This window comes from Paraglaciecola psychrophila 170, from assembly GCF_000347635.1.
Classification (GTDB): Bacteria; Pseudomonadota; Gammaproteobacteria; order Enterobacterales; family Alteromonadaceae; genus Paraglaciecola; species Paraglaciecola psychrophila.
In genome coordinates this window covers 1649574-1662821 of the sequence record NC_020514.1, presented here as the reverse complement: position 1 = coordinate 1662821, position 13248 = coordinate 1649574, and the positions used below count along the sequence as shown (strand labels likewise).

Annotated in this window: 11 protein-coding genes and 1 pseudogene; 4 read left to right on the top strand and 8 right to left on the bottom strand. The window is 39.8% G+C overall.

Annotated features, from left to right (window positions below):
• Window positions 1-523: 523 nt before the first annotated feature.
• The 3 genes and pseudogenes from C427_RS07225 (at window position 524) to C427_RS07220 (ending at window position 4047) form a co-directional block, all read left to right on the top strand.
• Window positions 524-1681, top strand: a complete 1158-nt coding sequence (locus C427_RS07225) for a spinster family MFS transporter (RefSeq protein WP_007637454.1) — start codon at window positions 524-526, stop codon at window positions 1679-1681.
• A gap of 206 nt (window positions 1682-1887) precedes the next feature.
• Window positions 1888-2124: pseudogene (locus C427_RS25835) on the top strand (DDE-type integrase/transposase/recombinase); the annotation flags it as partial.
• A gap of 480 nt (window positions 2125-2604) precedes the next feature.
• Window positions 2605-4047, top strand: a complete 1443-nt coding sequence (locus tag C427_RS07220) for a hypothetical protein (protein ID WP_007637440.1) — start codon at window positions 2605-2607, stop codon at window positions 4045-4047.
• Between the two features lie 164 nt (window positions 4048-4211).
• Here C427_RS07220 and C427_RS07215 read toward each other — a convergent pair whose 3' ends face one another.
• From C427_RS07215 to C427_RS07195, 5 genes are all read right to left on the bottom strand, one after another.
• Window positions 4212-6383, bottom strand: a complete 2172-nt coding sequence (locus tag C427_RS07215) for a putative bifunctional diguanylate cyclase/phosphodiesterase (RefSeq protein ID WP_148285893.1) — start codon at window positions 6381-6383, stop codon at window positions 4212-4214.
• A 6-nt stretch (window positions 6384-6389) separates the two neighbouring features.
• Window positions 6390-6788 (bottom strand): hypothetical protein, encoded by a 399-nt coding sequence (locus C427_RS07210; RefSeq protein ID WP_007637429.1) that lies wholly within the window; start codon window positions 6786-6788, stop codon window positions 6390-6392.
• Window positions 6789-6845: 57 nt separating this feature from the next.
• Window positions 6846-7496, bottom strand: coding sequence for a histidine phosphatase family protein (locus tag C427_RS07205; protein WP_007637427.1), 651 nt, complete (start codon window positions 7494-7496; stop codon window positions 6846-6848).
• A 505-nt stretch (window positions 7497-8001) separates the two neighbouring features.
• On the bottom strand, window positions 8002-8718 hold the full coding sequence (locus tag C427_RS07200) for a hypothetical protein (protein WP_007637425.1): 717 nt from the start codon (window positions 8716-8718) through the stop codon (window positions 8002-8004).
• 215 nt (window positions 8719-8933) lie between these two features.
• Complete coding sequence (locus C427_RS07195; RefSeq protein WP_236613748.1) at window positions 8934-9500, bottom strand: hypothetical protein; 567 nt, start codon at window positions 9498-9500, stop codon at window positions 8934-8936.
• Window positions 9501-9612: 112 nt separating this feature from the next.
• Between C427_RS07195 and C427_RS07190 the strand changes: the two genes are divergently transcribed.
• Window positions 9613-9795 carry a helix-turn-helix domain-containing protein gene (locus C427_RS07190; RefSeq protein ID WP_007637422.1) on the top strand — a complete coding sequence of 61 codons (183 nt, stop codon included), beginning with the start codon at window positions 9613-9615 and terminating at the stop codon, window positions 9793-9795.
• Between the two features lie 523 nt (window positions 9796-10318).
• Here C427_RS07190 and C427_RS27260 read toward each other — a convergent pair.
• The 3 genes from C427_RS27260 to C427_RS07170 form a co-directional block, all read right to left on the bottom strand.
• Window positions 10319-10657 (bottom strand): BON domain-containing protein, encoded by a 339-nt coding sequence (locus tag C427_RS27260; protein ID WP_034899161.1) that lies wholly within the window; start codon window positions 10655-10657, stop codon window positions 10319-10321.
• 815 nt (window positions 10658-11472) lie between these two features.
• Window positions 11473-12438 carry a glycoside hydrolase family 17 protein gene (locus tag C427_RS07175; protein ID WP_041250488.1) on the bottom strand — a complete coding sequence of 322 codons (966 nt, stop codon included), beginning with the start codon at window positions 12436-12438 and terminating at the stop codon, window positions 11473-11475.
• A 415-nt stretch (window positions 12439-12853) separates the two neighbouring features.
• On the bottom strand, window positions 12854-13237 hold the full coding sequence (locus C427_RS07170) for a diacylglycerol kinase (protein WP_007637412.1): 384 nt from the start codon (window positions 13235-13237) through the stop codon (window positions 12854-12856).
• Between the last annotated feature and the right edge of the window lie 11 nt (window positions 13238-13248).

Below are 13248 nucleotides of genomic sequence, written 5' to 3'. Positions count from 1 at the left end.
GACTATGTAAGCAGGTATCGAGCGAAACATCGCCAACGAACCATTTCAATTCAGAACGGGGACGGCTGCTGGGTTACTTTACCGGGTAAATCAGCGGTCTGCATCATCACCCAAACATTAAAGTAAACCATTATTATCAATGGTTTATTTTAATGTTTGTCAGTTTCACCCTCCTGAAATAGAACATTCTAACTTTATTTTAATCATCCGTTATCTACTCTATTGTTGTTATGTTGTCTCAGTTTCACACTCTCAGTGGTTAGTTTTTCAAACTAGCCACAGTCGGTTATGTCAAGACTACATTTCACCCACCTATAGCCATTGTATAGATCAAGGTTAGGGTTTAATCTCATTATTCACCTCAAACACATTATAAATGTTTAAAATATAATTATAATTCGATACCTAGATCCACAAAGATGTGTCTGATATATAGATTAATAAAAGCTAAGGATATTGTATGAGCCAACCTAAGATTGCCTAGTAAAGTAACTACCGCAGGTTTGTATTATGGCTACTCACTTTGGCCTATATATTTAGTTTTATTGATCGCCAAATCATGGGTGCCTTATCTCCCAGTATCAAGGCCGACCTGGGTTTCGAAGATTGGCAACTTGGCCTTCTCAAAGGTTTTGGGTTCGCTTTACTCTACACCACTGTTGGCATCCCAATAGCTTGGCTAGCAGACCGCTATAGCCGTATTAAAATCATCAGTATTTCAGTCTTTTTTTGGAGCTTGTTTACCGCGTTTACAGGCATGGCTAATAGCTTTACAAGCATGCTTATTGCCAGAACAGGTGTTGGTATTGGCGAAGCTGGCGGTTCGCCTCCTTCTCACTCTATAATTTCAGATTTATACCCAAAGGAAAAACGCGCAAGTGCACTAGGTGTTTACTCGTTAGGTATTCCAATTGGTATCGCATTTTCCTATATCCTAGCTGGAATATTAGTTGAAACGCTTGGTTGGCGAGGCACTCTTATTGCGTTGGGCGTGGCGGGAGTCGTTTTAGCGTTAATTATTGCGCTGGCAGTACGCGAACCAAAACGCGGACAAATGGAGGGTGATAACATTGTCTTAGAGCCTGTAAGCATTGGAAAATCGATCAAAACATTAGCTAAAATTCCGAGCTGGTGGGCTATGTGCATGGGTATCGCCTGGGTCAGTTTTGGAGGCTATGCTGTGGCGAACTGGGGAGTCGATTATATTGTTCGTTTTCTCCCAGAATATGCACCAGGCGTTGGTAATGGGAAGTTTCGTTGGTTGATGTTAATGCTTGGCTCGATTCACCTTGTTGGTTATGGCGCAGGCACCTACTATGGCGCCGTAATCACCGAGAAATTAGCTAAAAAAAATATCAGCGCATATGGTTGGTTGCCCGGCGCTGTGCTTATAATCGGCGTGCCCGCTCTAATTGGGGCATTTTGGGTGCAGAACATATATCTGCACTTAGCTCTGATTACTGTATATCTCATTTCTGCCGGCGTATATTTAGGCCCTAGTTTTGCTGCAGCACAAACACTTGCACCGATTAACATGCGAGCAATGTCTACCGCATTATTCTTTTTAATATTAAATCTAATAGCGCTGGGTGGAGGCCCAAGCTATATTGGTCTCTTAAGCTCTGCATTAACAGGACACTATGGAGAAGTGCATGCGTTACGTCTTGCGATTACATCATAAGTTGTGCCCTACATTATCTCTATCATTGCATTCTTTTGGGCTGCCAAAACGCTGCCTAAAGATTGGGCTGAGGCTGAAGAACGCAACAACAAAATGATGAGAGAGAGTAAATTTTCATCCACTTTAGTCAAATAACGCTTTAGACCTGCAATAAATATCGAACAAAACAAGACTGCAACCTTAAAGAAGTTAGCGGTCTTTTTACTTTTAATCCGCTAAGCCTCAACCAAAAGTTGGCATGCAATGTGAGATATTTGAAAACAGGTGAAGGCTGGCAATACTTGGCAATCGTAATGGACTCATTTGGTCGTCGCATTGTTGGTTGGAGCACGTCAAAACGTATAACGACTTGCTTAATTGAACAAACTTTTTTGAAAGCCCATCACTTACGACAGCCTCCAAAGGGTTTAGTATTTCATAGTGATATTTGGAGTAAACACTCTAGATAATTATTAAAGCGGTTGCATTCGTCGAGCGGCGATCAATCACTCATTGAGTATGAACATTCCTTTAGAGAGTGTCGGTTGGACTTGACCAAAACAGTCGTTGCATATTGTCTTGTAGATATAAAGTAATGCACACTTTTCACATCTAACTTGGCCTAGAGTTTTATAAAATAAACATTGAACACAAAGTTAAAGCTAAATCGGGGGCAGTTTTTGTTGACTGCTTAATGATTAAATCTCATCCTGAATTACCCATTGTTCTATCACGACTCATTACTGGCAGCCTATCAGGTGTTATTTGTCTTGAACTTTTTTGTATCTCAATTTAGCACTGTTTCAGAATTTATAAATTTTCTGTATCCATTAAACTTTACCCATCAAATAAAATTAGTATTGTCTTATTCTAGGTTTGTTGTATAGGTCAGGAATTGCGTTTATCCTGACTAGACTGAAGCAGATAAAAATTGGAATACGTGCATGTATGAGATTGACACTGATTATTTGATCGTTGGAACGGGCGCACTTAGCTTGTCTTTTGCGGATTCGTTGCTTGAATATAGTGATGCACATATCACTTTTGTTGATCAGCATCCAAAACCAGGTGGACACTGGAATGTCGCTTATCCCTTTGTGACACTGCATCAGCCTAGTGCGACTTATGGTATCAACTCAATGAGTTTGGGTGATGATCTTATCGACACAGACGGTCCCAATAAAGGTTATTACAAGCTCGCCACGGGAACTCAAGTACTCAGTTATTTTGAACAAGCAATGCAACAACGCTTCATTCCAAGTGGACGCGTTAGTTACTTCCCGATGTCAAAGTATCAAGAAGGTACTAATGGCGAACACACCATTGTGTCAAGTATTTCAGGTAAGAAAACCCGCGTAAATGTTCGCCGTAAAGTGGTTGATGGCAGTGCTTGGACCGCCTCTGTTCCTGCCACTCACAAACGCAAGTTTGAAATCGCTGATGGCGTGCGTTTGACCACACCTGGCAAACTGCCCGAAGCTTGGATAACCGATGCGAAGCCCCCTGGGCATTATGTCATAATGGGCGGTGGTAAAACTGCCATGGATGTGGGCGTTTGGCTGATGAATATGGGTGTTGAAGCGTCCAGTATAAGCTGGGTTCGCCCTCGTGAAACCTGGTTGATCAACCGTGCTTCTACCCAGCCTGGTTCACAATTCGCAGGCAACAGTATTGGTTGGCAGCTAGAACAAATGCGTATTGGCGCAACTGCCACTAGCGGTGATGAAATCTTCCTGCATTTGGAAAAACATGGTCATATGTTCCGACTTGACCAAAGTAGCCTACCCAGCAAGTTTCATTATCCGACAATCTCTGAAGGCGAAGTCGATTTACTGCGGCAAATCAAACATATAATTAAAATTGGACGGGTTAGCTTAATTGAACCTGGCTTTTTACACGGGCTGGATGGCGACGCAGAGGTACCTGTTGATTCGTTGTTCATTGATTGCACTGCAACCGCCGCTAAGCGTTCAGCTGTTAAGCCAATCTGGGAAGGTAATCGAATAACACCTGCCATCTTGCAAGTACCCTTGGTCTCACTGAGCGCATCAATCGCTGGATTTATCGAAGCAACATTTGAAAGCAATGAGGAAAAGAACGCCCTCGCTATGCCGATACAAATGACGGATACACCTGGGGATTATCCGCAGGCGATGTTGGGCAATGTGATGAACCGAATGCTTTGGTCGAAGAACCCTGCAATCATGAATTTCCTCAACTCTGCTCGACTTGATCCTGCACAAAGAATGAAGCATGCAATGGCTAATGTAAGCGAGAGCGTACGACATGACGCGGGGCAAATCCGTAACGCAACTATTGCCGCCTTACCAAATTTACAGAAGTTAGCAGCAAAAAATCATGCGGCAGAGAATAAAATACCTGACTGAGTTAGCGCGGCTTCGCAAGTAGTTGTTGATGCTATTCGCCACGCTGTGGCAACATTCAGGGTAAAACTCACTAAAATATTCTATTGCATGTTCCCAATGAAACTTACAAATAGAATTGTATTGAACCATAGTTACTTAAAAGCGTTTTATGAGTTTTGTGTATTTTAGTCTGCCTTAGAAATGGCAGGCAACTGTTCGGATTTCTCTATCGCAGCAATATTGGCAAAAGGTTGTGGTTTGGAAATATAGTAACCTTGTGCGTAATCAACCTGAATCTCTTTCAACATATCCAAAATTGATTTTGTTTCAACAAATTCAGCAATAGTTTCTAAACCCATAACGTGACCAATCTCATTAATCGACTTGACCATTGCCTGTTTTATCGGATCCTTATCGATATCTCTAATAAAGACACCATCAATTTTGAGTTTGTCGACCGGTAATTCTTTTAGGTACTCGTAAGAGGATAGACCCGTGCCAAAATCATCCAGCGCAAACATAAAGCCTTTATCGCGCAATCTCATCATGAATTTTTTTGCAGCGTGCAAGTTTGAGATAATTGCCGTCTCAGTTATTTCAAAACAGATATGATTGGGTTGAATTTTAAATTCATCAGTTTTCTTTAGCAAGAATTGGAGAAAATCTGCATTGCCCATTGAGGTACCCGACAAGTTAATCGAACACTGTCCGATAATTGGTGCGTCCTTTTTCATTTTATTTAACATAGAAAAAGCACGATTAACTACCCACTTATCAATGCTGCTGGATAAATGATAACGTTCCGCAGCGGGTAAAAAAACAGCTGGAGAAATAATTTCATCTTGCTCATTTCTGAACCTAATTAATAATTCTATGTGCAACTCATTGCTTTTATTCAGTGGACTTATCGTTTGGTAATAAAGTTCGAACTGGTTTGCTTCGATCGCCTTTGGAATTTGATTGGCCCAGAACATCTGTCCTCTCCTTTTTGCCAATTGTTCACTATTGGCTTCATGAGCCTGCACACGATTTCCGCCGAGATCCTTGGCTAGATAACAGGCGGTATCAACCTCTGACAAGAGCGTTCCGTAGTCAACTGAGAGCTCATTAATTTCGACAACACCTATGCTACTACCGATACGGAATACATGATTGCCCCAAGGAAAGCGGAATGCTTCAATGGCTTTAACCAAAACGTTGGCGGCACGCAGACCGGCAGCCATTGAGCAAAGTTCGAACAGAATGCCAAATTCATCACCGCCGAGTCTGGCTATCGTATCACGTGAGCGTATATGTTTTTGTAACTCCTTAGTTATCTGTATCAAGAGTTGATCGCCAGCCGCATGCCCATAAGTATCATTGATTATTTTGAAATGGTCCAAGTCTATGTAACAAAGTACGTGTTGCTTTTTTTCGTTCTTTGCCGTTTCCAGCGTTCGTGTCACCCGTCGCTCAAATTCCCAACGATTGACCAGCTCTGTAAGCTCATCATGTGTCGCTTGGTAGGATAGCTTCGCCGATAAATCTTGAGCTTCGGTAACATCCTCACAGGCCAGCATTATCTCGGAACGTTCACTATCGTTGTTATTATACTTAATGGCTTGTGCCGTTTCGCGCAACCAGATTATATTGCCATTTTTGTGAGTATTGCGAAGTGTCAGTTGCCTCCTTGTACCCGGCAAACTGGTACACTGTTGAATCATTTTTTTGGCATCTCCGAGATCATCCGACATCACTAGTTTAAAAATCGACGAACCTAGCAGTTCATCCGATGAAAAACCAAATTGAGAAGCACCGCGTCGGTTAAGAGACAGAATTTTGCCATCTTGGTCAATAGTAAAAAGTATTAACGGATTGTCTTCGTATAAAGCACGAAAGCGCTCCTCGGTTTTGCGAACTGACATTTCCGTTTGCTTTCGCTTGCTAATTTCTTTATTTAATTGAACTTCCACCACATCACGCCTGATTAAAGCTTCTCGGAACACTTCGAGTACATGGTTAACGATACCTAATTCGTCTTTTCTTTCCCCCCTCGGTATTGGGATATTAGTGTTTCCATCAGCAAGACCACTCAAACTGGAAATTATGATCTTTATGTCACTAAGAAATATCTGGGAAAGTTTAAAACTGGCGACAATGATAAAAAACAGCGTAGCGCCTAGGGCCATAAAAAGATGATTGCGAATGTTATCGAGATTTTTCCTCGCATTAATCACCGAGTATTCGGTTATTATCTGTGAGTTATCAATGAAATTAAGGAATTGAGTATTGGCTTTATCATATGACTCATTCGCACGTAGCATAAATCTCACGATTAAATCAATCTTGACTGAAGACATCAATACCGTGGAACCCATTTGGTCTCAATAGGCTTCAAGTTCGGATTTTAAATTAGAATAGAGCAACGTTTGATGCTGAAGTAGGTCTAAACTGGCTTTCATTTTTTCGAAGTCATTTATAATGCTATTCAATATGGAAATGTGCTCCCGACCAATCGCATAAAACTCTTCTTCGGAAAGATTCTCTTTAAGCGCAGATGCCAACAGGCTGATGAAACGAACATGGTTAGTAGAAAAATCAGAAAATAGTCTGGATAGTGTCTGCATCTTTGGAATATGTTCACGTTCGATCTGTACCAGTAATGCGTATTCTGATTTCTGCTCAGTGAGAAAGGTAAGACTCAATGGTATTAACAGCAGTATTGCAATTGCCGGTAATAACAGAAATTTGAATCGAATGGATAAATTGGATAGCCAGTTCATTTTAAAGTTTGCATTTCGAAATTTAGCATAATCAATTATCCATAGGCCGTTGCTGTATTAATAACCCGCGACCGTAAGCAGTCTTTGCCAATCTGTAGGTCGAATAGTCGCAATATACTTGAATGAATTGCCTTGTGGTTTAAAGACAATAGCCACACCCTCAGGCTTGGGCCAGATCCTTGCAGCTTCTTGTAGATTGGCGGTATGTGCAGACAAAACATCATTGGTTCCAATAGTATCGGGGAATCTTGATAGCATTTTCTTAAGCGCTTGGGCCTGGTGAATTATCGTCGCTTGGTCTGCAGTAATAGTATGTTTTAAGTCATTATTGACCTCGGTGCGACCAAATGCACGAGTCGCAGTATCAATAGAACGGCAATAAGGGCTGCTGACGATAGTACCAATCTTGATATCCAGTCGCCTTATGGTATTACCTACCCAAGTCATTTCTTTGCGCCCTTCTTCCGATAATAAACGTTGGGTCGAACAATTTTTTAAATTTATTCGATCCGTATCATAAGTATCGTGATTAGTTTTGCCATGCCGAAAATACAAAATATAGCCGCCTTGCCTTAACTCAGAGATCAAATTGGTGTCATTAAATATATTTTGTAGACCAGAAATTTCTGGTTCCTCTGCGGCGATGAGTAATGTCGAAAAGGTTACTATCAGGTATACATGCAAGCATTGTATAAAATTGATTTTCATTGTTTTAAACCGACTCTTTCTAAAATATGCTAGCACAGTAATTATTTAATACCAGTTTGAGGCTTTCGTATATTAAGAACAAAATAAGTAATAGTTACAATTGGTAAAAATACCTAACTTGTCATTTTTAACCATTTCACTGTAAACTTTATCGACATGCAAAATTATATTTCCACGACCTATTCGCGGCCTAAATGATGAGTGGCCCTTGCGAAAAAGTGACTAATACTCCACACGACTGCGCGCTCGCTATGACTCAGGGATATAAACTTTTATTCTATTAGGCGTATTTTTTTACTTATTAAAATGCGCCGGCAGCCTGTTGAAAAATACGACTACCTGTCCAAATATAAACAGTGAAACATTGCTACTTCATAGAGGCTTGGCATGTTTAGCTAAACATACTAATGAACTTAAATAGTCATTGAAACAGTGCAAAAACGATCAGTAAAAAACAAAATTATAGGTTTACTATTAGATGAGTTTGTCTTTATATCAGGCTTCCTTAGCGTCTAATATTATATTTCCCTTTTAGACCCAAATGTATGCTCCAGATAAATCCACTGAGGGCTAACCATAAAGCAGCAATAGCAAAGATCACATTTTGAATATTATTGAAGCTGCCGTTATTACCGTAATCCATAAAATGCAGCATAAAGAAAATATCCGCAAAACGTTTATGTTCATCACTATGCCCAATAATCCTTCCTGAGTTGGCCTCAACATAGACAATGGTATCAATCACATCATCAAAATATATTTGCCAAGCCGAGTTTTGCTGCTTAGGGTAATCTGGAATAAATGAGTCCACCATTATAACATTAGATATTTTTCCTGGCCCATTATAAGAAATCTCAGCGATTTTGGCTGCCACCTGCTCATCAATTAAAAACTCTTTGCCCGTGTAAGCATCCACTAGTGTATATTTATTTTTAAAACGTGGATAAAGTGCTTGCACATGTGTCAGTTGATAAAAAGGCTGGCCCAACATTTTTATTAGCTCAATCGACACACTCGGCTGATATTTTAACAACACAATTGAAGGGTCAACCAGACGCTCGCGATCTAATCGGATTTCTACGTTGATGTGGGCCTTATACGTTCGACCAAAGGCTTTAGTAGTGTCCATTAAGTTGAAGTAAATACCACTAACTAACCACACTAAAAATTGTATACCAACCACAATAGATGCCCAAATATGAAGTTTTCTAACCCACTTCATTAGAAGACACCTCGTGACTTATTCTTATTGGATACGGCTTTTTTTTAAATGGTTTTATAACTAAAAACAAGGTCATTACCAGCCCTACCCCCCCCCCTAAAATAGCAAAGAAAGTCACAACAAATAGTAGCCAGTTATCAATATCCTCTGCATCTCCGTAATCCATAATATGGAAGCGAAACATCCAGTCAAATAAACGCCAAAAGGTATGACGTTTACCGACAAGTTCTCCGGTTGATTGAGAAACATAAATAGAGGGTGCAACCAAAAACATCGAAGTTAATACGCCAAGCAGGCAATGCGCGAGGGCTTAGTTCAAAGGGGGGATTGTCAGTAATTAGTTCCACACTTTTCACCTTGCCTAATGTTGAATAATAATAGGCGGCTTCAATGGCTTTCGACTCTGGTATCGGTGAAAGTAATTCTCCAGAGCGAGCATCCAGTAAAAACTGCACAGGTACGTTTTCAGTGTTGATCACGAAACGATAAACTGTTTGCTGTAAAAATGTCGCTAGTCGTATATTTTCAGCATTGGGGTATTCGTTAAACAAGGTACTTAAGGAATACTGAATGTCATGTGGTTCGATCTTATCTTGGTGATTAACCACTAGGCTATCGCCATGAATATAATCGATGTCAAAAAAGACCATATATGCACCGGTCGCCGACCAAATAACAAATTGAATACCGATAAAAAGCATGAGCCATTTATGGATCTTACGGCTCGCTTTTAGTACTTTTTTTCCGTTAGTATATTGTTTCAATTTTATTTTTATAGTCACACGTATTGATTCTTATCTTGGATTCAAATAATAAGTGCATGACTTGAACGAGTAGAAAAGACGGTCAGCTAAATATATGCTAATCGCTTTTTCTCAGGCAAGAAATGCAACAATGAAAACATATAAACAACGATGCCAGATTTATGCTTTAAGTAAAACAGGTATGAGCCAAAATAAAATTGCCAAACAGCTAAAGGTTAGTCAATCAACTATTAATAGGGCGTTTCCCGTAATACAGGCAAACGAGGCTATCGTTTTAAGCAAGCTCAAACACCGACAGACATACGACGATTAGCCACTTATAAAGCCATTAAAATGACAACAGGACTCATTGCATTAATTGAGTCAAAACTTACTGCGAAATGGAGTCCAGATTAAGTGTCTGGGTGGCTTAGGGAGGACCAGAGCATCGATATTAGTTATGAAACAATTTATCAGCACATTTATTCCAACATTTATATAGGAAAGGTAAAGCTTATCAATCATGCAGTAAGAATAAAGAAGCAGGCAGAGGGTTTATTAAGACCGTATAAGTATCGATGAGCGTCCACACGTTGTTGATGATAAAAGTAGAATCTGCCTATAACTGAATGTACTTATTTATTATTTTCCATCTGCCACAGCTTCATAAATATAATTTAGCTACAGAAAATCACTAAGATAACCACAGTAATAAGTAGTTATCTTTATAACTGCATGCTCTGCCCAGAAAAATAAACCATCCCTAAATAAGTAAAAATCAGATTTTTCACTTTGTCTAAATTTTCAACCTCAATACTCAAAACTGACCGCAGCTAAGTGATATTTTGACGGTTAGATTACTGCTTAATGGTGAGTTGATTATTAATGGTGAAAGCTCCGTCAGTCTCTCGGACAAGTTTAAGCGCCGCATCTATTTGAACCTGGGTATCTACAATACCCACCAGGCGAACATCGCCTTTGCGTGTGGATACATTGATATCAAGTGTCTCAATCCCAGGGATCGTCAATAATGCTAACTGAACCTTTTGACTCACTTCACTATCGGGAACGCTTGAACTCTTTGACGCGGTGGGTATCAAGACGTGCAGAGCTTCGGAGGGCTTGCTGCAACCCATTAATAGCATAATAGCGACTACTGCTAAACTCCATCGCAGCTTTAGAAAAATATTGATCATGTGTTTACCTTTAGTATTAAGTGAGCGTGCCCTGCATAGATTTTTAACTTAACAAAAATTAAGGGGTGACGGTTATTAATGTTATATTTGAGCACATTTCTGATGGTCAGAATTTCTTGTGCACATCGCTCCTTGAGGACCTGTATCGCATTGTTATTGACAAGGATTAAGGTCTCTGGTAAACATCCCCCCCTTACTGGTGCGTCATGGCGAATATTGACCTTGTCATCGCCCCTCTTTTTTGGCAACAAAACTAAGCGTTTAACGCTTTTTATGGAGCATAATTATTGTATCTTCTTACCTTGAGCAATAGAAGATAAACACTCTCTCACATGAACATATTCTACACGTAAAAATCTAACTTTTCTGGGCTTCATTATTTAAAATACTTTATGAATGTGGTGTGATTTTCTAATCGCTATTTTATATTTTTTGGAAAATATCCATCAGATACTCGAATTAAGTGAACCAAACGCGCAACAAACATCTCCTTAAAATCACACTCTGCCGTGGTCCTCCAAAACAATCAATTTGATTAAGTTACTTTTGTCATTCATTATTATCTCGCTTAAAATCACTCGAGCTTTGGTGATCCATATATAACCTAATCTTTGGTTACAAGAATACATTCGCTTTAGAATAAAGCAGCTAGCTGAATGAACCCAGCGCCAGTGGTCGAATATACTGTCGCCTGCCCTTCGCAACACAGTACGGTAAAGCACATTGAAACGAAGGGCTGTGGTTATGAAAAACAAAATGCCTAAGATGAAAGCATTTAACTTTTTATTGAGCTTATAACTACGCTCAACCTTGTCCTACTTGCCCTTACTATAGTGTTCTTTTATTGCCATCTTAGGTGTACGGTCTGAACGAAATACTCCCCAATTTTTTTCAGCAATACCGTCGGGCTTATCTTCGCCCCCTTTCCACTTTTCGTCGAAAGCTTCAAAATAGTAAGACACAATATGATTGTCGACTAGCCATTGTCTGTATGCGTCATAAAATACTTTTTGGGCGATTTCGCTAGCCTCACCTATAATTAAACTTTCGTCACCATTACTTGTAATAGCACTAGTTGCCCAGCCTGATTCACCTAACACAATCTGCTTAGTCGGGTGTAATGCTCGGATATCAAAAAAGGTTTTCTCGGTCCATGGCAACGCATTCTCGAGGGGTTGAGAATTCCACATAGCATAAGCATGCAAAACGATATAATCCAGTGCTTGCGCTATTTCTTGGCTCCATGGTTTGTTCCAAAAATTATAGTCATCGGCTAGTGTTACCGGCACTTCCGTCTCTGTCTTCACTCTTTTAACCCACCCTAAATACTTTGGGTAATCAGATTTTTCCAGCTTATGCGCTGACCAGTCGACAAAAATTTCATTGCCTAGATTGACTGTCACCACAATGTCTTTGTATTCATTGGCTAAACGAATAACGTCTGAAATTTGCTGCTGATTTTCTTCGTCAGTCTGAGTAGAAGATAGCCAAGCGCCTTGCATTACCTTGACAGGCAAATTGTGTTTTTTGATCGTTTTCAATACTTGTTCACTGGCTGCATCAGCAGCGTACATTCGGATAAGATTCCAAGATACATCGTTATCAGCAGTCAATAACAGCATGTCTTGAAGAATATCTTTCTCAGACGAAACACTCTTTTTCCCAGGACTCTCACCGTCACGATATGAACCATAAGATATGCCAATACCAATCCATCTATCATTTATCATGGGTTCAAATACTGACTTTATATCTGCAGAATCATGTTTTTTTTTGGTCATACTGTTCACCTGAAAATGAAAGCCCGTTAATACTAATAGCATGCTGATAAAAGATAATAATTTCATATCACATTCCCATAATTAGGCGGCTTTATTGCTGTTGACTGTAGTTAATCGAAACTGGGGTATAGGTATCAAGACATTTACGCTGTAACGGACTTTTATAAGGTCTATAAGGCTGAGGGGTTGGCTAAAAGCCATTTTATGTCACTAAAAACAGCGGTAAGTCAGGCATTAAGTGACTTAATCTAAAATGAAGAATGAAAAATGAAAAATGCTTGAACCACACAACATAAATTCGTTGCTGATATTATATATTCGGTGGCTTAGCTGATTAAGGATCCTAGTATAATAGCCCTAATGCGCCACTTAAATAGAGGTTTTACTACTAGCGTGGTAAAAATAAAACGGTTCTTTAATGAAAATACCGGAAGATAGCTTCGCCCCATACGACAAGTAAAAAGCTAAGTGCAATAAATACTGCTGATGATCCTAAGTCTTTAGCTCGGCCGATTAAAGCATGGTGCTCTAGTGTGACACTATCGGCCAAAGCCTCCAGAGCCGAATTGACTATTTCAGCAAAAAGCACAAACATAATTGAACCAAATAAAAGCAGCCAATGGTTTGCGGAATCCGCCAATAAAAATGTCAAAGGAATAAGCATAATCGCCATGACGAGTTCTTGACGAAAGGCGGACTCATGTGTCCAAGCTGCTCTAAATCCATAGTAAGAACAAATAGTAGCCTTGAAGATCCGTTTTATACCGATACCATTTTGTTTGTTAGTGAATGTTGGCACTGCATCTCCAA